The sequence below is a fragment of the Paenibacillus kobensis NBRC 15729 genome, assembly GCF_004000825.1.
Lineage (GTDB): Bacteria > Bacillota > Bacilli > Paenibacillales > Paenibacillaceae > Paenibacillus_T > Paenibacillus_T kobensis.
The window spans coordinates 48,129-73,070 of the sequence record NZ_BILZ01000016.1 but is presented as its reverse complement, the minus strand read 5'-3'; the positions used below and the strand labels follow the sequence as shown (position 1 = coordinate 73,070).

23 protein-coding genes are annotated in these 24,942 nt (G+C 50.8%); 2 read left to right on the top strand and 21 right to left on the bottom strand.

All coding sequences use genetic code 11. From position 1 onward, the window contains the following. Positions 1-40: 40 nt before the first annotated feature. The 14 genes from PKO01S_RS11990 to PKO01S_RS11925 all read right to left on the bottom strand — a co-directional run bounded on the left by PKO01S_RS11990 (position 41) and on the right by PKO01S_RS11925 (position 15,084). Positions 41-1,036 carry a DUF3231 family protein gene (locus PKO01S_RS11990; protein WP_127531581.1) on the bottom strand — a complete coding sequence of 332 codons (996 nt, stop codon included), beginning with the start codon at positions 1,034-1,036 and terminating at the stop codon, positions 41-43. A gap of 176 nt (positions 1,037-1,212) precedes the next feature. Next, positions 1,213-1,980: an ABC transporter permease gene (locus PKO01S_RS11985; protein ID WP_127531580.1), complete on the bottom strand. Its 768-nt coding sequence runs from the start codon at positions 1,978-1,980 to the stop codon at positions 1,213-1,215. 1 nt (position 1,981) lies between these two features. Further along, positions 1,982-2,749 (bottom strand): ABC transporter ATP-binding protein, encoded by a 768-nt coding sequence (locus PKO01S_RS11980; RefSeq protein WP_127531579.1) that lies wholly within the window; start codon positions 2,747-2,749, stop codon positions 1,982-1,984. Positions 2,750-2,768: 19 nt separating this feature from the next. Continuing rightward, positions 2,769-3,638: a pentapeptide repeat-containing protein gene (locus PKO01S_RS11975; RefSeq protein WP_127531578.1), complete on the bottom strand. Its 870-nt coding sequence runs from the start codon at positions 3,636-3,638 to the stop codon at positions 2,769-2,771. Positions 3,639-3,652: 14 nt separating this feature from the next. Next, positions 3,653-3,982, bottom strand: coding sequence for a PadR family transcriptional regulator (locus tag PKO01S_RS11970; protein WP_127531577.1), 330 nt, complete (start codon positions 3,980-3,982; stop codon positions 3,653-3,655). 139 nt (positions 3,983-4,121) lie between these two features. Next, positions 4,122-4,943, bottom strand: a complete 822-nt coding sequence (locus PKO01S_RS11965; RefSeq protein WP_127531576.1) for a hypothetical protein — start codon at positions 4,941-4,943, stop codon at positions 4,122-4,124. Between the two features lie 6 nt (positions 4,944-4,949). Continuing rightward, positions 4,950-5,441 (bottom strand): anti-sigma factor family protein, encoded by a 492-nt coding sequence (locus PKO01S_RS11960; protein ID WP_127531575.1) that lies wholly within the window; start codon positions 5,439-5,441, stop codon positions 4,950-4,952. Continuing rightward, positions 5,438-5,965 carry an RNA polymerase sigma factor gene (locus PKO01S_RS11955; protein ID WP_127531574.1) on the bottom strand — a complete coding sequence of 176 codons (528 nt, stop codon included), beginning with the start codon at positions 5,963-5,965 and terminating at the stop codon, positions 5,438-5,440. The genes PKO01S_RS11960 and PKO01S_RS11955 overlap by 4 nt, the downstream gene beginning before the upstream one ends. 135 nt (positions 5,966-6,100) lie before the next feature. Next, the gene (locus PKO01S_RS11950) at positions 6,101-9,199 is read right to left on the bottom strand and encodes an efflux RND transporter permease subunit (protein WP_127531573.1); all 3,099 of its coding nucleotides are present in this window, start codon (positions 9,197-9,199) and stop codon (positions 6,101-6,103) included. 148 nt (positions 9,200-9,347) lie between these two features. After that, complete coding sequence (locus tag PKO01S_RS11945) at positions 9,348-10,358, bottom strand: phosphotransferase enzyme family protein (protein WP_127531572.1); 1,011 nt, start codon at positions 10,356-10,358, stop codon at positions 9,348-9,350. Positions 10,359-10,556: 198 nt separating this feature from the next. After that, complete coding sequence (locus tag PKO01S_RS11940) at positions 10,557-11,315, bottom strand: cyclase family protein (protein WP_127531571.1); 759 nt, start codon at positions 11,313-11,315, stop codon at positions 10,557-10,559. Between the two features lie 112 nt (positions 11,316-11,427). Further along, positions 11,428-12,048, bottom strand: coding sequence for a hypothetical protein (locus PKO01S_RS11935; RefSeq protein WP_127531570.1), 621 nt, complete (start codon positions 12,046-12,048; stop codon positions 11,428-11,430). A 154-nt stretch (positions 12,049-12,202) separates the two neighbouring features. Continuing rightward, a complete protein-coding gene (locus PKO01S_RS11930; RefSeq protein WP_127531569.1) occupies positions 12,203-12,784 on the bottom strand; it encodes an LOG family protein in 582 nt (193 codons plus the stop codon). 140 nt (positions 12,785-12,924) lie between these two features. After that, complete coding sequence (locus PKO01S_RS11925; RefSeq protein ID WP_127531568.1) at positions 12,925-15,084, bottom strand: glycoside hydrolase family 52 protein; 2,160 nt, start codon at positions 15,082-15,084, stop codon at positions 12,925-12,927. A gap of 175 nt (positions 15,085-15,259) precedes the next feature. Here PKO01S_RS11925 and PKO01S_RS11920 point away from each other — a divergent pair, with 175 nt between their 5' ends. After that, positions 15,260-16,162 (top strand): helix-turn-helix domain-containing protein, encoded by a 903-nt coding sequence (locus PKO01S_RS11920; RefSeq protein ID WP_127531567.1) that lies wholly within the window; start codon positions 15,260-15,262, stop codon positions 16,160-16,162. Positions 16,163-16,392: 230 nt separating this feature from the next. Continuing rightward, positions 16,393-16,998 carry an AAA family ATPase gene (locus PKO01S_RS11915; protein ID WP_127531566.1) on the top strand — a complete coding sequence of 202 codons (606 nt, stop codon included), beginning with the start codon at positions 16,393-16,395 and terminating at the stop codon, positions 16,996-16,998. Positions 16,999-17,049: 51 nt separating this feature from the next. Here the strand turns inward: PKO01S_RS11915 and PKO01S_RS11910 are convergent, their stop codons facing one another. The 7 genes from PKO01S_RS11910 to PKO01S_RS11880 all read right to left on the bottom strand — a co-directional run bounded on the left by PKO01S_RS11910 (position 17,050) and on the right by PKO01S_RS11880 (position 24,938). Then, positions 17,050-18,255: a GerAB/ArcD/ProY family transporter gene (locus PKO01S_RS11910; protein ID WP_281278846.1), complete on the bottom strand. Its 1,206-nt coding sequence runs from the start codon at positions 18,253-18,255 to the stop codon at positions 17,050-17,052. 9 nt (positions 18,256-18,264) lie between these two features. Next, positions 18,265-18,519, bottom strand: a complete 255-nt coding sequence (locus tag PKO01S_RS11905; protein ID WP_127531564.1) for a hypothetical protein — start codon at positions 18,517-18,519, stop codon at positions 18,265-18,267. Positions 18,520-18,542: 23 nt separating this feature from the next. Continuing rightward, entirely contained in the window at positions 18,543-19,754 is a 1,212-nt protein-coding gene (locus PKO01S_RS11900) for a Ger(x)C family spore germination protein (RefSeq protein WP_164779580.1), read from the bottom strand. 16 nt (positions 19,755-19,770) lie between these two features. Further along, positions 19,771-21,354, bottom strand: a complete 1,584-nt coding sequence (locus PKO01S_RS11895; RefSeq protein WP_127531562.1) for a spore germination protein — start codon at positions 21,352-21,354, stop codon at positions 19,771-19,773. A 149-nt stretch (positions 21,355-21,503) separates the two neighbouring features. Continuing rightward, positions 21,504-22,823 (bottom strand): DUF4129 domain-containing protein, encoded by a 1,320-nt coding sequence (locus tag PKO01S_RS11890; protein WP_127531561.1) that lies wholly within the window; start codon positions 22,821-22,823, stop codon positions 21,504-21,506. After that, complete coding sequence (locus tag PKO01S_RS11885) at positions 22,820-23,923, bottom strand: DUF58 domain-containing protein (RefSeq protein WP_127531560.1); 1,104 nt, start codon at positions 23,921-23,923, stop codon at positions 22,820-22,822. The genes PKO01S_RS11890 and PKO01S_RS11885 overlap by 4 nt, the downstream gene beginning before the upstream one ends. 13 nt (positions 23,924-23,936) lie before the next feature. Continuing rightward, on the bottom strand, positions 23,937-24,938 hold the full coding sequence (locus PKO01S_RS11880; RefSeq protein WP_281278845.1) for an AAA family ATPase: 1,002 nt from the start codon (positions 24,936-24,938) through the stop codon (positions 23,937-23,939). Between the last annotated feature and the right edge of the window lie 4 nt (positions 24,939-24,942).

The window sequence follows — 24,942 nt, the reverse complement described above, 5'->3', positions numbered from 1 at the left end:
CTGATCTAATCAGGTGCCTTTTAAGCGTGGGAATCACTACTTATCTAATCGAAGCTAAAGCCTCTCGGTCTACAGTTTGAGGGATTTGTTCCATCCAACCGTGGTCGATCAATATATTCGCCCCATCTTCAACGTAATTTCCGACATCCAGCAAAAACTTCCCGTATTTAGCGGCAATATCATGCCGGCTGGCGAAAGCTAAAGCATTTCCATACGTTCTTAATCTCATAACAAACATGTCTACTTTATGAAACATCATTAATTTATCCGAAAATGGAGCCGTTGTTGTCGTTGTCACCAGCGGGTCCAAAAGCGGTACCGATGACAAATTCTCATCCTCTAGCATTTTTGTGCAAACTTCCAAATGTTTGTCCGCGAGTTTGACTCCTCTGAGAAAATACGCTTTGACTTGTTGTAATTGTGCGACCTGACTGAAACCGATTAGAACGGCTTTGCTTGTTGCATTATTTAGGGCATTATCATGGAGATGGGCAATTTCCAAAGCATTAAGCGGCCGTAATTCCCCGAAAAAACCATTCAAGTATTTCTGTTTCTTTACAAAATCAACTTGCTCAGGATAAGGAATTATCGGCACTTCAAGGATGATGCCTTTGGCGATTAACAGCTCATTCACTTGATTTAACATTGTCGTGGTCAAATCAACGCATTGCGTAAAAAGATTTCGTGTATCCGTTCTTACCATGAAAGGAATGGCTACTCCATAAAGATTAATGCCTGCTTTCCCTGCGTATTTTAAGTAATGGAGATAGAAATCGTCATTGAAAAGCCTTGGCGCTTTAAGATTAACATCCTCTTCGGTAAACCCAGTCGGAATCGGATATCCTTCTTGGCCCAGAATGTCCGTAATGGATTGAACGAAATGTTTGGATAGTCCCAAAGCGCTTTCCAACATTTTTTTGATATCCTGATCTTCGACGTGCTGGAGAAAGTAGCTCAGCACGCAGGTGGACATCGTATTCCCCATGTACGTTGCCCACAGTTTGCCTTGCTCCGCAGCATTCAATTTTTTATCCATCCGAACATCTATCTCCTTCGAATAAAAGTCTGATCCGTCCGTGCAGTAATGACAATTTCATCATTCACGTCTAGGTTGCACTTTATTACAGACAATTTTTGCAAACCGAGCGAATGGCCGTACGGCTAGGGTAGGAATTCAAATAATAAAAACCGCCTTTCGGCGGTCAAGTTTTGTTATATTCTCTTTTTATGCGCCTTCATTGCGAACAGATAAGCCACGAGCATAATACCGACGCACCACGCAAGCGCGATCCAGATGTCGTGATGGAGCGGCTGACCGGACAGTAAAGCACGGATGGATTCGACGATCGACGTTACGGGCTGATTCTCGGCAAAAACGCGAACGGCGGTCGGCATGGACTCGGTTGGCACGAATGCGGAACTGATAAATGGAAGGAAGATTAGAGGATAAGAAAAGGCGCTTGCGCCATCGACTGTTTTGGCGGACAGTCCGGCTATTGCTGCGACCCATGTTAAAGCGAGTGTAAACATTGCGAGTATACCCGCTACGGCAAGCCAAGGCAGCACGCCTGCAGAGGAACGAAAACCCATAATTAAAGCGACAAGTATGATGACGACGACTGATATGGCGTTGGATACAAGCGAAGTCAGTACATGCCCCCACAGCAAGGCGGAACGAGAAATCGGCATCGTATGAAATCGTTCGAAAATGCCCTTTTGTACATCGTTAAACAATCGGAAAGCCGTATACGAGATCCCGCTGGAAATCGCCATTAGCAAGATGCCGGGGAGCAGGTAATTTACATAATTATCCATTCCGGACTGAATGGCCCCGCCGAATACATAAACGAATAGGAGCATCATCATGATCGGCATAATCGTGACGGTAATAATGGTATCCATGCTGCGGACAATGTGGCGCATGGAGCGTCCAAGCATCACGCTGACATCGATGAAAAAATGTTTCTTCGTCCCTTCCATATTACACGGCCTCCTTACCGATGATTGCGAGGAAGATCTCCTCTAATGTCGGTTGTTTCTCGACATACTCTACCTTCGCAGTTGGGAAAAGCTTCTTCAGCTCATGAAGCGTGCCGTTCGCAATAATCCGGCCTTCATGCAAAATCGCGATCCGGTCAGCGAGCTGCTCCGCCTCCTCCAAGTACTGGGTGGTGAGAAAGACGGTCGTACCGCCGTCCGCCAGTTCCTTGACGACCTTCCAAACCTCGATACGCGCTTCCGGATCAAGTCCCGTAGTCGGCTCGTCGAGGAATAGAATCTGCGGATTTCCTACAAGGCTCAACGCAATGTCGAGCCTGCGGCGCATCCCGCCGGAATAAGTAGACACTCTGCGATCCGCTGCCTCCACCAGGCCGAAGCGGGTTAACATTTCTTCTGCGACTTTACGCGGGTTGGGGAGATATCGCAGCTTCGCAATCATGTTCAGATTTTCCCGGCCGGTCAATATCTCATCTACGGCGGCGAATTGCCCGGTCAGACTGATCGACTGCCTGACAAGATCGGGCTTTGACGCGACATCGAATCCATTCACAGCGGCAGTTCCGCCGTCCGATTGGAGCAGCGTGGTTAAGATTCTGACTAGCGTAGTTTTACCTGCCCCGTTGGAGCCAAGCAGCGCGAAGATGCTGCCCTTTTCTACCTCCAGATCGACGCCCTTCAGCACTTGATGCTGCTTGTAGGATTTATGCAGTCCTTTTACTAGAATGGGCTTCGTATGCATCGTTTGCATCGGATTCCCCTCCCCTTCCTTAAATGACTGTGACGTTCGACAAATCGACGGTCCATAAGCCTTTAAGCGCGGTATAAGTCAACTTATCCATAATCGCTCCGTCAAAGTTGATCGTTTTGAGGGCAATATAATTTTTGTTCGTCAGAGAAAATGGCGGCGTGATCGACACATTCTTAAGCGTCGCCCCCTTGAATGAAGCGTCGTTCAGTGCAGTACGGTCAAACTTAACACCGATGAACGTCTGTCCGTCAAAGCTTTTCCCGCGCAGATCGCAATATTTGAAATCAACGCCGTTATAGCTGCAGTTGTTAAAATTGGTTTTTCGAAGGTCGGACTTCGTGAACGTGACGTCGGTCAGTTTAGTATCGGTGAAAGTAGCTCCGTCAAGCCCGGATGTGCTGAAGTGGGTGCGAACAAGAATGGTTTTATTGAAGCTCGCATTCGTAAGGTCAGTCGTGGCTAAGCTGCAGTCTGTCAGATCGGCACCATCAAAATGGGCTTCACCCGCATCGCTGGCAATAAACGAGCTGCCAGTCAAGTCTGCCCTCGCGAAGTCGGCACCGCGCAGCGCGCTCGCTTTGAATTTTCCTTTATGCAGTGTGACACCTGCGAAGTCGCTGCCCTGCAAATTTTTCGCCGTGAGGTTGATCTGCACTTGCCGTTCCAGCGAACGCGAGAGGTTAGCGACTTCCAGAATCGTCTGCTCGATGTCGCCGATACTTTCAACCGTCATCTTGAACGCCGTTTCATCATCTTTGCCTTCCGCTTTAAGTTCGCTGTAACGCTCCTGCAGATCCGAGAGCAGGTCGGCTTTCAAATCATTAACGCTTTTCACTCCGTCATACGGCGTAAACACACTGTTCAAATAGTCGGTTACTTTGTTATTCATCTTCATCCATCTCCCTATAATAAGTTTTCTAACACGCGTTTCGCATACTCCCAATTGCTTTTATTGCGGTCGTAGGTATCCTTGCCTTTGTTCGTAATCCGGAAATATTTGCGTCGTCCGCCCTGTGATTCATCGCCCCAATACCACTCGATGTCGCCGTCTGCTTCAAGCCTCCGGAAGCTGGAGTACATCGTCGCTTCCTTGAGTTCATATTCACCATCCGAACGCTCGGCGATCAGCTTGACAATCTCGTAACCGTACCGGTCAGCTTCAGACAAAAGCCTTAAAATCATCGTATCCGTATGTCCGCGGAGCAGGTCGGATGTGATCTTGTTCTCGCTCATATCATCACCTCCATGACTTCATAATAAGATATAGTACTGTGACTGTCAAGGTACTTCATGGAATATAATACTCTGTCTGAAGTAAGTGGTGCATCTCAAATAAAAAAAACCGCGCTGGGCGCGGTTTCCGTGGCAGTTATTATGACCGTTTTCGCTTGGAGAACATCCATTCCACACAAATTCCGAGCGAAATCAGAACAAGGGACAGCAGAGCAATCCATCCCAAGAATGGAAAGTTGATGACTGCCGTTATGAGCATAGTTCCAATCATCACTTTCAACCAATCCGGCTTATAGGCTGCTCCCCGGAACTGTTCACCGATACGATGGCCGATAACCGTCAGTCCTGCAAATAAGATCAGAATGAGTATAACAAGAATTAGAATCAGAACCGGAATGCCGACGATGGTGATGAACAGCAGAACGCTAACCGCTGTAACAACCACGCCGCTCAAGAAACCGATATACAGCAACCTGCTCCAGGATGTTGGGGAGAACCGGTCAATGAATGCTTGCGTTTTTCTTTTTCCGATCAGACTGATTAAGGTTGGGATTAATACGAGCAGTATCGATCCACCCAACTGGATGACCCATAGCCCAACGATTAGCCCCCCGCCGATCAACAGACTGTTCTGCGTTGGTCCATCCAATGACAGGTCAAACACATCGTCGCCAAATTCAGCGCCTGGCGATTGATCGACCTTCCCTCCAATCACAACAACCATTCCCTCTACTATCGCGGTACTCGCTGCATGCAGATCACCGTTGATCACAACGACGATACCTGTCACATGTCCCTGAATCTCAGCATCTCCGCCCACCACATACACATCGTCTACCGTTTGCCCTGCTGGAACAACGGTGTTCTGATGTTCGAAAATCGCTGCCGCCGATGCTTGAACGGGGATGAAGATCAACATGAACAAGAGGATAAAGCCTATTATTGGGGCTGCCTTTCTCATTTGCCGTTATCCCCTCTCCATTGACGCTGGCTGAAACGCCTTTCGAAGCGAATAGATGGAAGCCGTCAAAACGATTAGCGATAAGACAGAAACCGATAACGCGACAAAGGGAACATTGGATAGGAAATGCGTCGCCATATAAAGAATCGCTACGAACAATCTCGTAAAGCTATGAATGAACTTTACGAACATGGTGCCTGTTGTGATGCCAAATACACTAATAAGTAAAATGACAATCAACGGGATCGCGAACCAGCGCTTCCTCACGAAAAGTTGTGGATTCCGTTCGATTGTCGCCATCACATTGGCTTCAATATGAGCAGGTGCTTGAGCGAACTGAAAGATATCTTTCACTTGTTCTTGCATAGCCAACCAAACGTCCAGAAGCGCTTGACACGATTCGCAGCTTTCGAGATGCGCTTCAATGGCTTTCTTCTCTTCTTCATTCAGTTCGTCATCCAAGTAGGCTGACAATTGATCGTTGAGGTGACCGATCATGACAACTCCCCCTTCCTTAGATCGTTGCGTAATGCCGTTCTGGCGGCAAATAAACGTGATTTGACTGTTCCAAGCGGTACGTTGGTCACCTGCGCGATCTCCTCGTAACGGTACCCTTGCACGTCGTGCAGAAGAATGACCTCGCGATGCTCCGGCGAAAGTCGGGCTAACGATTGTTCGATCGAAAGTTTCTCCGACGGATCGGAAGGCTCCGCCATCGTCGATTCCTCTGCTTCCTCATAGTAATTTCGCTCTCTCATCCGCTTCTTCAATCGATTCTTGGATAGGTTCGACACAATTTGAAACAACCAGGACGAGAAAGCGAATTCGCTCTCAAGACCTGGTAAAGAATAATACGCCTTCACAAAAGCTTCTTGCGCAATGTCTTCTGCATCCATTCGATCATTCAACATGCCTAACGCATAACGGTAAACAGGATCTTTGAAATCCTTGACGAGTTGGGCATATGCTTCTTTGTCTCCCCGCTTCGCGCGGCGAATGATTCGATGTAACTCCTCGTCCACTCGTCTTCAACCCCTACAAGCTGATGAACTAATCGCTTTGCGCAGAAATGAATCGCAAGCGGTCAGTGAACCCATAAACCGCCATACACACGGTTTATGGGTTGCTCCGGCCACAATGACCAGTTGAAACACGAGTTAATTGTGCGTGGTTTGTTTCTTCCTTCCATGCAACCATTCGTAAATGATAGGGATCACGATAAAGCTGTTCAGTGTAGATGTCACCATCCCGCCGATGACCACTATGCCAAGCACTTGCGAGATGACGGTATCCGTATGGTGTGTTAAGGCAAGCGGTATGAGCGTCAATACCGTTGTGCCGGCCGTCATGAAGATCGGTCTTACCCTCGACATACCGCCTGACAGAACGGCCTCTCGCAGCGGTAAGCCTTCTTTACGATTCCTCTCGATTTGGTCGATGAGCACAATGCCGTTCGTTACGACAATACCGGTCAGCATCAGTACACCGATCAATGCCGCAAGATTCCATTGTCCATGGATCGTATACAGGGCAATCACAACGCCGGATAAGGCGAGCGGAATGCTAATCATCACGGCAAGCGGCGCTTTCCATCCTTTAAACACGAAGCTCGTGATCATTAGGACAAGCAGGATCGATACGACGACCGCGATTGTCATCTCGATGATCATTTGCGTAATTTGTGCCGTAATGCCGCCTGTGGAGTAGGTCACCCCATTAGGCAACTGGATTCCTGCCAAAGTCTCATTCACCGCATTAGACACTTTGCTCATATTGCGGGTCGTAATTTGCGCCGATACGATCGAAACGGGTTCGCCGTCTTGTTCCACGATCGAAGAAGATGCGCTGCTCGTCTGTATAGACGCGACCTGATCCAATCGGTACGTTCGGTTGTTCGTTCCCGTCAATGGTTCAGCAGACAACGAATCCAGTACCTGTTGAGGAGAATAAACGGGCATATGGGTATCTTTATTGGTTCCCTGAGCAATCGGATCAATATACACATCGACAGGAATGATCCCGTTGCCCGAAGATACCGGAAGATCAAAGTCCTTCCCTTTGGACAAATAACGAGCCACGACTTTATTGATCTCAACAGGCTCAATGCCGGCTGCCTCTACTTTCGCTTTATCGAAATGCACATCAAATTTCGGAATGCCATTGGTCAAATCGGACTTGCCTGCCACTGCCAACCCTGAAATTGCAGCAAGCTTCGTGCGAACGAGCTGGGCTGATTGATCCAACGTTTGTTGGTCCGAGCCGGAGAGTTTAATGTTGATCAAGGAATCATCGCCCGCCAGGCTTTGATTCGTAACCGTTATCGCCGCTTGTTCAGCAAGCGGAGACAGCTCGGACTTCAATTCGGTTATTGCCGCATCGACCGCATTCTTGTCTTTGAGCACAATCGAGAGATTGGCCACATTCGGCTGCTGAATATATCCGCCCCCCTGGTCGAATACATCATCTGCCGTCGGTGTGAACGAGGATCCGAACGTTGCAGAATAGGAAGCGACCTTCGGATCTTGATGCAGAACTGCTTCGACCTCTTTCACTTTGTTATCGACGACGGACAGTGCCGAACCTTTCGGGAGTTCGATCTGGATGGCGACTTGTCCAATAGCCGAACTAGGCAGGAGACTGAATGGCAGCTGTGTTGCGAAGTATGCCGCTGCGATAAACACAATAAGCGAAACGCTGATAACGGTCTTCTTGCGTGCGAGCGCTGTGACAAGCAGCGGCTTCAACAACGGCTCGAGCGTGACCGCCTTTCCTTTGGGCTCCTTCCAGCCCATGAATGCCAGTGTTGGGATAACGACCATCGCAACAAGGAAAGATACGACAAGCGCAATGACAACCGACCATGCAAAACCGGAGTAAGATGCGCCTATAATGCCGCCGACCAAGGCAATCGGGACATAGACTGCAATCGTTGTCGCCGTCGAGGCGAAGATTGCGGGAAGCATCTCTACAACAGCGGAAGCTAGTACTGGGAGGATCGGTTTGCCACGGTTCTCCTGCACCCTATTGTACATATTATCCAGAATAACGATCGCATCGTCTACAATACGTCCCATTGCCACAATGAGACCGGATACGGTCAGAATGTTCAGCGTAACGCCCATTGAATGGAGAACCGCTGTAGTAGCTAACAAAGAGATTGGCAAAGAGATGGCGATCAACAAGGTCGAACGTACGTTGCGGAAGAAGAATAAGACGCATAACATCGAGAACAAGCAACCGAGCAATCCTTCACGAACAAGTCCCATCAGCGAGTCGTTTAAATCCTGCGCCCGGTCGGTGATCAATTGCATCACCACTTCGTGATTTTGAATCTCAGGAATCGCATTCACCCGTGCTTTTACTTGTTTCGCCACATCCGTAATCGTAGCCGATGGGGTTTTAATCACGTTTATTTGGACGCTCGCTTCACCGTTCGTGCGCGAGACGGTCTTCACGTCCGTTAACGACTGCGATACCGACGCGACATCTTGAAGCGATACAGCGGCGTTGTCTTTATTCTTTATTTGCAGATGGTTCAGATCCTGCTCGCTTAATTCCCAACCATCGATTTTAATTGGAAATGAAGCTTTCACGTTAGCCACATTTCCCTGCAGGGACGGTATGCCGGCTGCAATTGATTTGTTGAAATCGTCGAGTGTAAACCCTTTGGCCGTCAAATCCTTCATCCGTACGAGTACGACGTAGCCTTTGTTCGCACCGCCGACCGTCTGTACCTCGGCGACACCAGGAACGGATTTCAGTTGATTGACGATAGCCGTCTGTGTCGTGGATTGCAGGGTCAAATCGTCGATCCTTGTGCTCGCTGAGGTCAAGCTATAGCTCAGAACCGGGAAGGTGCTGGAAGTCAGCCTAGTTACGACCGGTTTGTTTAAACCATCGGGCAGATTAGCTTCGTTCAGCGCTTGCTTAATGGCGCTTTCGGCTTTATTCATATCGTAATCCATCGGATATGCCAGATTCATGAGCACTCCGCCATCATAAGAAGTTGTCTGGATGCTCGACAGTCCGTTCGTCTTACGTATTGCTTCTTGAAGCGGCGCCGCAATATCGCGTTGTACCTGGTTGGCTTGGTAGGAAGATGCCCGCAGCGAGACCATCAAAGTCGTATTATTGATGCCTGGCAAATAGTCGCGTTGCATCTGGTATGCCGCGACACCTCCCCATGCCAATAGAAGAATAACACAGATTAAAATAATAGCGGATCTTTGCATAACAGCTTCTATTAATCGTTTCATTTGTAGGCTCCTCTCGTTTTATATTTGAAAGGACACCGGAGTTGTTCGGATTGTTCATTCCCTATCATTTTTTTTTGAACAACAATAACGCAAAATAAAAAAGCCGCAATAAATGCGGCTTTCGTTCCCGGTCGCACCTGGCGGTATGTTAATCAAACGTCTGGAACAAGAACGGCTCTCCATTCAAATAGGCTCTCAATATGGCTTGTGCATACGACTGCTCTTCGATGAGGCCTTCCGTCTCCAGTGAGTTCTCCGCATGGAAACTATAGGCTTCGATGATTGACATGATGAAGAAGCACTCCAGCATAGGAATCGCATTATCGCAGAGTGGTCTGACCTTGACATAGCTATCGAAATATAGCTTTCTTTGATGCGGCTGAAGTCCCATGATCGTTTGCGCCATATCGTATATGTGGTAGCCGAAGCCGGATCTGCCGAAATCAATGGCAAACGGTTGCTCATCTTTGAACACGATATTCCCGCTATGCAGATCTGCATGTATGACTCCGTAATTTTGTGCATCAGTTGTGACGGTTTGGAGTTGATCGGCAACTTTAGCTGCGGCTGCGGTATATAACGGGAAGGCTTTTTCTGTAATGAAGTGAGCATAATGCTGCTGCAAATGCACCCAATCCCGGTTGAAGCTTTCGCTTCCCCAAACGGTTCGTGTGAAAGTGCTGCTAGGAACAAAATCAACGCTTGCTCCATGCAGGTCCGCCATCAATGCTGCCATCGTTCGAATATGATCCTCGGTAAGGGCCCATTTCGTTAAGCGTTCCCCTTCGATCCATCTCATCAAGGTCGCGTAATACGGTCCGGCATCGGCATCATCTGTCATCGTCGTAACGGTAATAAACTCTCCGCTTTGGTTTCTCACACCCTCAGGTACAATTAACCCTTTACCTCTTAAATGGGCCAGCCATTCGAGTTCTGAACTCACTTCAGAATGGGCTTTATTCCCTGGATGTATGCGCAATAAAAAGGAATCCCCTTCGCCGCACTGAATGCGGAAGGTGACGTGTTCAGATACCTGAATGAAATGGATTTCATTCCATTCGACATTGTAGTATTGCAGAACATTTAGCGCTGCTTGTTTCGTTTGCTTAAGCGTAAGTCGGCGATTGCTATCTGTATCCATCTGAAAACCGCTCTTCATCTGTTATTCCCCTTTGGCGTTCATCACCTGGGATAGCCCAAATTAAATTAATGATCTTACATTGAATAGGTTAACACATATTGGAATTAATCGGTCGGTTAACTTTAATTATAAATTAAGAACTGCTGCTGACAGAAATCAAGCCGTCTTTTCATCTTGAAAAGACGGCTCTTAACTTTCTCAGTATTAAACTATAATTTAACCCTCTACAATCGCAACCGGGCGAGCCCAGCCAGCGCTTGCCTTCTCCACCTTGACGGGGAAGCAGCTGACCTTGAAGCCGAACGGCTGCGGAATTTGATCCAGGTTAGCCAGCTTCTCGATCTGGCAGTATTCCCGGTCTTTGCCCACGTAATGAGCGGCCCACAGTACGCCTTCGCGCGGATCTTTCTTGAAGGACTCGGCTTGCAGATTGAGCGGGATATCCCATCCCCATCCGTCCGTGCCAACCACCTTGATGCCCTGATCGAGAAGCCACACCGTCGCCTCGGCGGATACACCAGCGTGCAGGAAGGCGTAATGCTCGTGATAAAGCCGTTTGTCCGCATCGCTCCGGATCAAGACGATGTCCAGCGGCTTCAGCGTGTATCCGATTCGTGCCAACTCGGCAATGAGATCTTCCGTCGTGATTTCATAGCCAGGCGGTTTCGAACTGAAATCGAGGACAACCCCGTCGGAATAAAACCATTCGAGCGGCAGCTCGTCGATCGTTCTGGCCGGCTTGCCTTCCGAGGTTGGCCAGTAGTGCCAAGGCGCATCAACATGCGTACCTGCATGCGTATTCAGCGTAACCGTCTCTGTCGCCCAAGCTTTGCTCTCCGGGAAGTCGGTGTTGTTCAGTCCGAGGACTGCAGCAGCCTGCTTTGCTCCATCCTCATGACTTGAATATTCGATCTTTGCCGGCAGCGGCTCACGAATACTTGGACTGATGGGTACGCTTAGATCGATTAGCTTCATCTCTTCATTCCTCCTGAATCTTCCAATACTATGAAGTTCATTATACCATCGAATGCCATACTCATGGATGAGGCGTGAAGAACAGTTATGTATTAGGTACAAATAGCGCGGTTCAACGAGACTCGACGATTTGTTCGAAGGTCGTCGCATCGGAGCCGTGGATCTCGTTGTCCGCGTTTACGATCGCCTCTTTCAATTTCTCCATATTCAATTGGCCATCGGAAGAGACGTAGTTCTCCTCGCCGACCAGCATCGTATAGTGTTTGTCGATGACGTCCAGATAGGCCACCTTTTTCAAACGCAGATTGTCCAAAATTTGAACACAACTGTCGGCCAACAGAAGGTAAGCCGAGTTTGCCCCGGCAAGGTATCCGCGTGTCTTCTCTGCGTCTGCGGATGTTGGGCCTAACTCAATATTGGCAGCTAGTAATTTTTGCTCCACACTGGCATCTGCTGCGTCATCCGTTGTTGGCGCAGACGTCTCAGACGCCCCAGACAACTCAGTCGTCTCTGACATCTCGGACGTCTCCGACGTCTCAGGAGACTCTGCGGGAGAATCCGTAGTTGTCATCACCGCCGGCGGCGGGACTGAATTATCGCTATTCGAGAAGACACCAGCTTGGGACAGGGCGACAATCAAACCGGTCGCAGCCGTTAGAATGCCTGTCACTGCTGTTAAGATACCCGGCAGCGTCTGCCACCAGGATTGAGGTTTAGATGGCTCATTATCCATGATCCCGCACTCCCTTGATATAACAACTACTAATAGTATGATACATAATGTATCATATCAGAAAGCGGATTCGTGGTAAAGATGACCAAGTATACGCTCTCCTGCCCCTTGATAACGACATCAGTCTGGCTAGAGTAATTGCCGGGGCGATCGATCAGGTGCGTTGATCGGTCAGATAGGTTTTGACTGAAGGGGCAACGTAGCTTGAGAATTGTTCCAGAATACCTTCTGCAGTATGATCCGTGATAACCATAGAGCGGTATTTAGGCTGCATGAATTGCTCGCGCTCCATCATGTCGAACATCGACACGATCGGATCAAAATACTGATTAATATTTAAAAATCCACATGGCTTTTTGTGCAAACCGAGTTGCCCCCATGTGAAAATCTCGAAATACTCTTCCATTGTGCCAGGGCCGCCAGGAAGAGCAATGAATCCGTCCGCCATTTCCGCCATCTTGGCTTTACGCTCATGCATAGACTCCACCATCATAAGCTCGGTTAGACCCGTATGCGCAATTTCACGATTTTGCAAAAAGGTTGGCAGGATCCCGATCACTTGACCGCCTTGTTCCAACGCGGCGTCTGCAACAGCTCCCATCAGTCCCACATTAGCACCGCCATATATAAGGGTGATTTGGCGTCTGGCAAGCTCTTGACCTAGCTTTATTGCACTTTCTTTATATATGGAAGAGGCACCTTCGCTGGAGCCGCAAAATACAGCAATTGTTTTCATGACAGAGCTTCTCTCCTTTTTTATTTTCATAATAGCATATTCGAAGCTCTGCCATGGATTGGACGGAAATGATATGAAGTTCTTGCCTATACAAAAGACGCCTAATCGGTACTTCCCGATTAAGCGCCTTCTCTAGCGATTTATGAATGTTGCGGCAAAATTTGCGCTGCGCCGGTTTCCTGCAGCCACAAAATGCTGGTCACACCGCGCGGATAATATTTGCTGCCGATAATCTCGCCCTTGATGATCTGATCGCTCCAGCTCCAGTACGACAATTCCGGATGCGTCAGCCATTCCACGTGTGCCGCGTCGGCTGCCGCCCCCTTCTCGTCCCAAGGCAGACCGAGAATTTCGCGGGCGATGAACTGGCACAGGTAGATCTTGCTGAGCCAAGAATTATCGCTTGTCGAAGACAGCTTCCAGCCGCCGTCCTCGAATAGGCATACGCCCGGTACAAGCACCGTGTCGAGATGTTTCTTGAGTGCTTGGATGTACTCGCCGAATCGGCCGTTCGGATCAAGCGCCTCCGGATTGCCTGTAAAGTAAGGGAATACAAGCCCTTCAATCGCCGGAATGATACGAGAGTCGTTGCCGTTCTCGAGCACCGCCGGAATATAGCCCTCAGGCTTCAAATGGCTGGTGAGTGTCGATGCGCAGCGGTCCGCTTGAACGCCCGCTGTATTCGCCAGGTCCTCCAGGCCGTGCTCGCGGAACAGCCGCTCGAGCGCCACGTAAGCGGCCCAGCACTTGCCAGCCATATAGATGTTATTGCGGGCTTGGCCGAGCGAAGCGTCCAAGCTGTCGTAGGTCGTGATTTCCGAGCCGCCCATGACGCGCGTGCTGTCGAGGCTCATCAATCCGTTGCGCTGCGCCGGATCCGGATGGTCGCGGTTCAGCATGCTCTCCAAGCATTCTACGAACACTTCACGGCGTTGTTCGAACCACGCCTCATCTTTCGTGCCGTGTACATATACCGTCGCGCAAAGCACCCAGTTGACCAGCTGTTCATGCGTCATGTGGGAGAAACAATCGTGCAAGCCGTACATTTCATAGGAGGAGTAGTGCTTGCGGGACATCGCGTTCGCGACCCCCATATCGTGCGTGAACGAAATCCCTCCCGGATACTCCGTCTCATCCCCCGGGAAGCGGACGTTGTCGTGGTACGAGTAACGGTCCACGAACAAGTCAAGCGCATTCTTCACGACCCACGAGTTCATGTGCATCTCGAAATATAGATGGTCGACCGTCAAGTCGAACGTGTTCATCATGCGGTATTCGCCTTCGTTGACGATCCACATCGGCTTGCCATCCGCTTCCATCAGTTGCGTCGAGCCGAAATAACTGCGAATCGAATGGAACAGCTGGAACTGCTGATTCTCATTCAAGCCCTCCAGGCTCCAACGCTTTTCCGCTGCTTCGCAAGCGGCCGTGATATCGTCGAAGCGTTCTAGTGCGAACGACGCTGCGTCCTCGATATTCGGGAACAGCTTCGTATAATAGTAGGACGAATCGATGCCCGTCGTGACCAGGCCGTTACGGTAGAATGCGACCGCGAAGCGGTACGTAGTCTTCTGTCCGGCTGGCGTATCCATCAAGACTACGCCCGTGCCGCCCAGACCGAACGTCCAGTTCTCTTGCAGCTCCGTCGTCAGTATACGTTCCAACGTGAATCCAAGCGCCGATCGTACGTCCGGCGTCGCCGTCGACGCAATGGCCGTAATGCGGCCTTGACCGATGCCGGCGAGCCGGTTGCCGGAGGTCTCCTCCAAGCGCCGCATGTTTGCATACGGGTCGTCGCCGCTGTAACCGAAGAATGCGCGGCGCGGCTTTGTGCCGTTCGTATTATCGACCGTCACTTCGACTAGCACTGCCGGTACTAGCGTCAGCTTCAGCTCGTCCTCGCTGGCCGTTTCCGGGTTCGGGATCGAAGGCGCCTGCGAGTATACTTTGAAAGTCAAGTCTCCTGCTTTCCATGTATCTGTCGTCAAGCGGAGCTCACGTGTCACGGCGCTCTTGTCGAGTGCAACAACGGAGCCCGCACCGACGCCCTGCGTCGATTCCGAAGCGCCGATGCCGCCAACCGCGTACCGCTTGCTCTCGTCTACGACATCCTCGAAGAATGGAAGAGCGTCGTACGTCCCGCTCCCGTCATTTCGTTCCAAGCCAATATAGACTTTCTGTCCTGGCGGCCGGCCGCGTTCGAGATCGAGCCCGCCATTGGCACCGGGGTACCCGAGTGTAAAGCTGGAAAATGCTCCGATGGGAGCATGATGTGCGTTGAACCACATATTTTGCGGCATAAGAAGCTCCTCCTAGATCATGGTTTCATGTTGCATCATGATTATGGTATCACTTCATCCGAGCGCCCGGCAGGGACATTTCAAGCGTAAAGTTGGACAAACCGAACGACTGTCACCGCATAATCATGTATAATGAGTCGAAAATGAAGTTCACTAACGGAGGACAGATATAACCATGGAAGACACATCGGGGCGAATGCTGCTGACAGGAACGAAGGAATTGCATATCTTGCCGGACGTACAGACGACGTTTCAACTGTTCGCCGCACATCTGCGCCGAGTGGAAACCCCGTGGTCGTACCCTTCTCATACGCATTCCTTGTTCGAGTTGAATGTCGTCACCGAAGGGATGCAGCGTTTCACACGGGAAGGCACGGTGTACGAGCAGTGTCCCGGAGACATCTTCCTTGTCCGTCCAGGGGAACATCATGAGTGTGTTGCGGACGGGCATGGGACGATGTCTTACTTCTGCATGCATTTTCTCGTAGACGACCCGGTGCTGCGCCGGACGCTTCTCGCGCTTGATCGTGGTCTGTATTCGGAAGGTTCTCCCTTGGAATGCCGCATCGGTCCAGCCGTCGCCCGCTTGATCGAGCTTGCTACGGGTACGAAAGCCGAAACCGCATCGGACCGGATGAAGACATTATCCGCTGTTTACGGCTTGCTCGCTGCACTATCTGAAACATCACCTGAAGACGTCGCCGAGACTGGCGAGAAGCATCCCGTCTCGCTGCAGACAACGCGTCTGGCCGAGACGATCGCCCGCCGAATCGAGCTGTCTGTCTTGGACCGGGAGGCAGGCGACGACAGCGAAGCGGCGATTGCGGACATCGCCCGTACGCTCGGCTACAGCGTCGCTTATTGCGGACGAGTCTTCCGCGAGACGTACAGCATGTCGCCGCGGGCATTCCGCTCCTCCCTCATGCTTCGCGAAGCTAAGCTGCTATTGCTCGACCCTGACCTTACGGTGGAAGGAATTGCCGTCCGGCTTGGCTATGAGGATGCCGCTACCTTCAGCAAGCAGTTCCGCCGATGGACGGGCATGTCTCCGCGCGAGTACCGCTCCGTATCCCGGTAACGCGTTAAGCTGCCTTTATTCTTATGAGCTATTTCCGTCGCTAGCTTTTCTTGCTTTTGGAACAAGTCTTCTATATCTAACATAATTTTGTTTATGTTAACCGATCGAATTGCACATTTCTCGTACCAACTAACGACTGACAACGTTATCCTTACAGGATGTGCTATTTTACTATTAGACAATTAATGTTACAATATATAAATCTATTATTCATGTGGAGGCTCCATATTTTGCAGAAACTAATCTTCTTCGTAGGCGTTGCTGGTACTGGCAAGACAACGGTTGCACGCAAGCTCGCAACCCGAATCCCAGCGTCCTTCCTCGACCGTGACACGGTAGGCGGACGTTTCGTCGAGCATATGCTCATTCAGAACGGTCTTGATCCTCGCGACCGCGATTCGGAATTTTATAAGAAAAATCTTCGTGACCTTGAATATGATACGACGAAGGACATTTGCATTGAGAATCTCGCTGCTGGCCAGAACGTCTTCATGATCAGTCCGTTCACAGCCGAGCTTAAGAATAGGCAATGGATCGAAGACGTTATCACATCCGCAGGATTGACCCGTAACGACGTCGATGTGAAAGTGATCGTCGTCACGCTGACGGATATGGAGATGCAGAAGAACCGCATCATCGACCGTCAAACTGTTCGCGACCAGTGGAAACTCAACAATTGGGATTCGTTCGCTACCCGCGTACAATTCGTGCCTGAGATTAACTGGGATATTCCCGCTTCTTCCATTACGGTGTTCGATAACAGCGGTGAGTTGACGGAAGACAAGGTCGAATCGTTGTACCGCTTCGCAGCGGATAAGCAGCCGGTATCGCTTTAATCGAATAAGCCATTCATGCAATTAGCCGTCTGACGAATTCGTCGGACGGCTTTATTCATTTGGCGCCGAAATCACTGCACTCCCACTCCCATTCCCATTCGGACTGGCATTGGCATTTCGATTCGGATCAGCAGCCGTACCTCCGCTCGGCGGTACGGATTGCAGCTTCGCTTTCCCGCCAGGTGTATTACCGAACCGAATTCGATCGATTACGATTAACAGAATAGGAAGCAGTACGACATGGCAAACGCTGTACAGTGACCAGATCGCCGGCGTAAAATTAAGAAATTCTACAATGCTGCTGTACACGATAATGGACAGCCATAGCATAAGAAATCCGAGCGGCAGTATGAGCACTTTGTACCGATGCAAGGACAGTGTCTGCTTCAAAGCAACTGCAGCTCCATAGAAACTGATTGCTGTTTTGAAGAACAATGCAATAAGCCATATGATCGCCATGAAAGCGTCGACTCGCAAAAACTTGGCGACTGAAATTTTTTTGGCCAGCGAATAACTTGCGAAGATGTTGCGCTCCGTCAGATCTGAACCGAGCACCAGAATACATAAGGTAACCGTCAGAATGATCGCCCCCCCGCCAATCGTTACGCCCGCCAGCATGGTTCTGCGGAACTTGTTCGGCTTACTGAGGTTCGTATAGAGCATGAGGAAAACCAACACTTCTTGGATGGTAAACAGATTGAACGCAGCCAACGCAATCGGTTTCGGTCCGCGCTCCATAATGGGCAGCAAATTGTCGAAGTGAATATCCGGCATTAGGAAGATTACCAGCAGCACGAACAAGAACAGCACCGGCATGAACAGCAATTCCGCTGCTCGCGCTATCGTCTCAATGCCATAGCCAACGGCAATCATGACGATGATAGCAAGTACAATATGAACGACTTCGATCGGCGTCTCCGGCATGACCTGCGTTGTAATGAAGCTGCCTGCCACTCGGACGAGAAACGATGTGAGCAGAAACAGATAGCCGAACATTACAAGCCCGATTACTTTGCCGATCCACTTCCCTAATACAATCTCTATAATCTCGATCAACGTCTTCTTAGGATACCGATTCATAAGCGAGTCATACAGAAACACAGTCACCATCATGAGAGCAATGCCTAAGATCGATGCTAGCCAACCGTCCTGCTTCGCTACGAACGCCATATTCGAAGGCGCAATGAGTATCGACGTCCCGAGCATGAAATGAAATACGAGAATCGACATTTGCCGAACTCCTACTGTTTCTTCCACCACACCACACTACTCCTTTCCGACAAGTCCCCAATGCTGCAGCATTTGAGAGGCAGGCCCGAATATCGCTCGCAGCACAATGAGCGGAGAAGTTGTCATCCAGTCATTCAACAACATGATATTGAGTGCCGTTGCTGCAACCATGATGACCCCGAATACGACACGTTCGCTGATTGTCCCCCTCCTTTTCCGAAAGAGCAATAACCACTGCAGAAAAGTCAGTCCAATCGAGGTCAAACAAATCCATATGATTACGCTAATCATCTTGTGCACCTGCCTCCCGCGGATTAATCGACACGTTCCAGCGCTTCCGTTACCGTGCCGAGAAGCCGAATCTTCACATCGACTTGCAGGTCAACGGGCGTGTTGCTGAATTGCTCGTCCCAATTCGCTTTAACTTGACGCCAATACTTCGGATAATGCCGATGAACGACCTCGCCGTATCCGAAGACATCTACCTTAAGATCGTGCTGTATCCGATCCAATGCCGATTGAGCAATCTCCCTCAGGCGCTTCTCTGCCTTTGCTTCTAATTGACGGATCGTTTCATCTCGTGTCAATTTAATATCGCAGGCGACCTCTGCAATTTTCGCTTCGACTTTCATGTCAGCTGCTAATCGCAGCTTCCCTCCTTGGAAAGAAGCTTTTAGCTTGGATTTTTCGTTGAGCACTTCCAATGCAAGAAGCTTGCCGTCATCGCACGTAATATTGCCGGTCGATTTATACACTTGGCCCATAATAAAATTGTACCCGCGGCTATCATTTTCGTTCAGCCAGCCGATTAGTTTATCTTTCTTGAATGCCGACAAACCAATTAACCGGAGGCGGCTTTTCGGCAGCGTCGTTGCAAGATTCGAACGTTTGCCGCCCTCTTCCGCATCTCCAGTCAGTAGAATCCCGGTGACGACTGCTTGTCTGCCTTTGCTCACCATCGCACGAATAAGGTCATCAAAATGGATGGCGACTGTCGGCGCCCAATATTTTTTAGAATTTTCGATCGCGTTCAACATTTGTATGGCAGGAATGGATTCGATAGGCGTCAATACGCGCAATGTATCGCCCGCTTGCGCTCCCTTCGCGATAATGACGGGAAAATCGGTGCGAAATTGCCAGTTTCTCGATATATAATCAAGCACATCTTTGATCCCCTTGCGGGCAAGCGTTTCGCCGATCACGAGCACGCGCAGATGCGAATTATAAATAGCTCTCGGACTAGACGTAGACATCCTTTGCAATGCTTCTGAAACCGTATCGCCTTTCGCACGGTACAGAATGACAGGAGACCGGCCAAGCGTACCTTTGGACGCCGATACTTCACCGGAATCGACGACTTGCACCGTAACAAGGAATTTGTTGCCTTCGTATTGATCAATAGCCATCCCCATCGTAATGGCAAGCTCGTTGAGCTCTTTGCTGCTCCAGCAGCCAGCCACCGGAACGAGCAGCACAACGAGTATTAGACTTTTCACGACGAAGCCCGCTCCAATCATACGTGCCATCGGTGTTACACGCTCCTTAGGACGAGTTCCCATTATTCGGATTCGGCGTTGCATTCGGTTTCGGCATAGACGAGTTAGAGCGCTTGCCGTCCCCCGCTGCTATTTGGCGAGGACGATAGCGGTTCGCCCACATGGGCAGCCTGAACAGCGTATCCGATACATCCTCTTTTATTAAAGGGGCTAACGGGCTCATGTAAGGAACGCCGAACGAGCGTAGACTGCACAAGTGCAGAACCAGAATAATAATGCCTGCCATCATGCCGAACAAGCCGAAAGTCGCACTTAAGATCATGAGCGGAAAACGGAGCAGACGAAGCGCGACCGACATGCTCGTCTCCGGTATGACAAAGCTTGAGATTGCCGTCGCGGCAACCACGATCAGCATGGCCGGCGAGACGATGCCCGCCTCAACTGCCGATTGACCGATAACAAGCGTACCGACGAACGAGACGGTCGAGCCGAACGTTCTTGGCATTCGTACACTTGCCTCGCGCAAAATATCAAATGTAATTTCCATTAGCAACGCCTCGACGAATGCAGGAAACGGAATGCCTTCCCGCTGTGCGACGAGGCTTACGATAAGCTGTGTCGGCAGCATTTCCTGATGGAAAGATGTGAGCGCAATATAGAACGACGGCCCAAGAAGGGTAAAGAATACGCCAATAAAACGAAGCACCCGTATTAGGCTCGACACATCCGCCCTTTGATAATAATCTTCTGCAGAATGAAAGAATGAGACGAACAGCGCAGGTACGACGAGAACGAACGGCGTGCCGTCCACCATAATAGCTATTTTGCCTTCCAACAGCTCCGCTGATATGACATCGGGACGCTCGGAGTGATATATGGTCGGAAATGGCGAGAAGGCGCTGTCTTCAATCATCTCCTCGATATAGCCGCTCTCCAATACGGCATCGACATCGATCCGGTTCAGCCGGCTTCGAACTTCTTCAACAACGCTCTCACGGGCGACGCCGTTCAAATAGACGATCTGAACATTCGTCTGAGTCATTCGTCCAATACTGAGCGTCTCAATCCTTAAATCCGGATGCTTGATTCTTCGTCTAATAAGTGCCGTATTCGTCCGAACGTTCTCCGTGAAGGAATCCCGCGGCCCGCGGACGACTGTCTCCGTCTCCGAAGCGCTGATCGCTCGATCCGGATAACGCTTAAGATCGATCGCAATTGCACGATCATATTGGTCAATCAACAGAACAGCGATACCGGAAACGACCGCTTTGAGCGTCTCGTCCAACCGGGAATGCTGCATGATGCTGCCGGCTCTCAGAACCGATTGGAGCAGCACTTCGATGAAGGGACGCTCTTCGAGCGCCTCCGGCAATTGTTCCGTCGTCTGCTCGCCATAATCGAATGTGAGCGATTCGATTATGAACTGCTGAAGCTGCTGGGTATCGACCAAGCCTTCGGTATAGATGATAGCCGCTTTCCGGTGATTGACGAGCACCAAGTCGCGAAATACAATGTCGCTGCTTCCGCCGGTTGCCGTTCGAATCGCAAGCAGATTAGCATCCAGCTGCCGGTCCAGTACGGTTGCGAGCGGGTTAAACGACTGGTTCGATTGTTGTGACGACGCTGTCATTGCCCGCTCACCTCCATCTGTCTGTTTCTGCGTGAAAGTCATTTCTATCCAGTATTACCTTCGACAAAATCCGATAAACGCCGCAACGCAAACAGCCCTTCCATCATCTGTAAGGATGGCGGAAGGGCTGCTAACGGTCATACGGGTTATTAAGGCTTCTTGCTTGGTTTCTCCAGCGTTCGCGCTGCCTCTGCTTCGTCGTCATGGATGTCAGGGCCGCCATATCGAGCACGTTCATACAAGTTAACGATCGTCTCTGGGAGCTCTCGCATAGCGGATCCGGTATCGTGCAGATCCCGCGCCGTTTCTCTAGGAGTCAAATGAACCTTCGCGATATAGCCTTCACGTTGGCGTGCTTGCATAGCTGAACGGTACAAATACCGAATCCGGGATGCATTGTCCGGCAGCCGGTCCCATTCATCTGCTGTGCGTCCTGGGATCAACCCCGAGGCGAATCGCCGGAACCGGTCAGCAAGCGGAGCGTGATCGATCTGCTCCGTTTCGTCCGCATAGCCGGCCTGCTCGGCTGCCAGACGCTCCTTACCCATCATACGCTGAACCCACTTCTCGATCATACGGGCGAGGAACGGCATTTTTCGTATAATCTTGTAAAGCATCCAGAGGATAGCCGCGACGGCTAATGCGGTGCCGATATATTGCATGACCGTGCCTATTAGCTCGATCCATCGATTCGGTTCTGCCGAATCAAGCGGCATGATGGCTTGTTCACCGCTGTCCGATATCGGTCCAGGCTTCGCTGCAGGCGGTTGTGAGTCCAGCCACTTTTTTAATTGATTGATGAACTGCTCGAACATCCGGCGAATCCATCCGCTAATATCGGACAGAAACGATACGATCAGCGCAACGGCACTTAGAATTCCGACAAGTATCCGATTCTGCCATAGTATCGATTTCGATACGGTTCCGCCGTTATTATCGGAATAAGACTCTTTACGCACCATGCTCCGGTTGAACAAGAATAAGGCGAGAATAAGCGTCACTGCGCCGCCTATGTTCAGCATCCGCGAATAGAAGGAGGAATCCGGCTCCTTCTGCAAGACGAACGAAACGATAGCATACAGGAAGAAGGAAGTAATGAATACGGCAGGCGGTACGGACCAGATGGATCCGTCACGCGGCCGCAACGTACCGGATACCACGATGGCGGCATATACGATGGCGCTCAACACAGCGATAGACGTCGTCCCATACGTCCAATAATCATAGGCCAATACGATGAGCACGGCAGCGGTGTCTGCCAGCCACCGTCTCTTGCCGGCGAATACTCTTGCCATCGCATCGCCAGAGGCGAATACGACCGGCACGGCAATGATCCACTGCAAGCGCGCATCATCCGGCACTGCGTATAACGCAAGCGCTATAATGGCCGGAAGCAGCAGCAGCGCTATAAAAAGCGATCGAAGCGCTATATGGGCAGCAGATGTTCGGATTCGAACGGCGGTACTCATGATACTTTCGCCTCGCTCTCCGTGTGGAGCATCTGATAGACGACGCGATGTCCGTCTGCTTCCAACTGTTCAGCCGCATCCAAGACGCGGTCATCGGTATACGTCGTAAGAACAATAATATCGGTTGCGGTGTCCAATTTGTCCGCCAATTGCTGCAGATACTCATGAATCGGCATTAATCTTTCAATCTGCAGCAGCGCCAGCGTCTCATATATCCGGTATAGATGAGGTTCACCGCCAGACAACGGAACGTAGACCGTCGAATGCCGTTCGTCGTCCAGACAACCGTTGCTGCCGAAGCCGACTTCCATGCCGCTTCGAATCAATTCATTCGCTATGCCAGCAGCGGTGCGAATGCCGCTTTCAATCGTCTCCAAGTCAACGATGTTCCGCCATACATCAGCGTGATCCTCCACGTTCAATACGACGAGTACAGCGTAATCAGCTGTCGTATCGAGCTGATGAACCTGCAGTTGGCCCGTTCTAGCCGTCGCATTCCAGTTCACGAACCGCAGCGAATCAGTTGGCCGGTAAGGCCGAACGCCGATTCTCCGGAACGGATCTTCGACGACCCACCGTTTCACCGACAACTCTCCTTGCCAGCTGCGTGCCGGCAACTCTAGATCGTCCGGCATGACCGGCAGCGGATAGACTATAATCCGTTCCGTGAATGTGAACTGCTTCGCTTCTGCGCTAATGCCGAACAAATCACCTGCGGTCAAAGTGACCGTCGACAGCGTATATACGCCTCGGCGCGCTGCCGTCACACGGTGCGATCTTCGGATCCTTCGCCACGGCATAAGGCTGAAGAAACTTTTATGATTCTGCATAAATTGTCCGGTGCTAATATCCAGATTCGCAGACGGGTCGGCACCAAAGCGCAGCGACGAGCTTAGAAGCGATTCGACCCTCAGCCATGGAAGCGGGAACCGCTTCTCATTGCCAATCGTCTCCACCATCCGCACTTCGTCGCCTTCGAAGCATACGGTTCGGTCGAACTGGCGGTCATAGGTAAGACGGCGAAGAGCGAGCTTGCGGAAAATGACGTGCTGAATATAAATAACGATAATTCCAATCAGAATGAATCCATATGCCGCCATAAGCTTCCCGCTCCTAAGAACGAAGCGGCTCGGCCGGCACTTCGACGCTGCTGAGCACGCGCTCGATCAATCGCTCGGCAGCGCCGCGGTCGCCTCTAGCCCTTGCGGAGCTTTTCAGCACGAGACGGTGTGCAAGGGCCGGAACCGCCAGCTGCTTCACGTCGTCCGGCGTTACGTAGCCGCGGCCCGACAGCGCTGCCCGAGCCTGAGAAGCGCCCATGAGCGCCTGCATGCCGCGGGGGCTGACGCCGGTTGCGACTTCCTCTTGCTTACGGGTACGCTCTGCAATTTCGACGATGTAGCGAAGCACATCCTCACTCACCGTAATTTTCACAACTTCACGCTGCGCTTCGGCGATTGCACTTGGATCCGCCACCGGCAGCAGCGATTCGAGCGGCTTGCTCTCCTTGAACCGGCTCAAAATGCTGATGCTCTCCTCTGTGGTCGGATATCCCATGTTCAGCTTGAACAAGAACCGGTCGAGCTGAGCTTCCGGCAGCGGGAACGTACCTTGCTGCTCGATCGGGTTCTGCGTCGCGATAACCATGAATGGCGGTTGCAGCACATGCGTCGTGCCGTCGATGCTCACCTGCCGCTCTTCCATACATTCCAGCAGGCTGGATTGCGTTCGCGGCGTCGCGCGGTTAATTTCGTCAGCGAGCAGCAAATTCGTGAACAACGGACCTGGGCGGAACTCGAATTCACCTGACTTCTGGTTGTAGAAGTTAATGCCGCTAAGATCGGACGGGAGCAAATCCGGCGTGAACTGCACCCGCTTGAAGCCGCAGTCAATCGAACGTGCCAGCGACTTGGCGAGCAATGTCTTACCGGTGCCCGGCACGTCTTCAAGCAAGACGTGACCGGACGTAATAAGCGCGATAATCAACTGATCCACAATTTGCTCTTTCCCGACAATCACTTGGCTGACATTTCGGCGAATTTGATCCGCCAACTGCTGGATCGTATTAACACTCATAGTCGAACTCTCCCTCAAGGTTGTATTGGTGTTCGTGATTCGC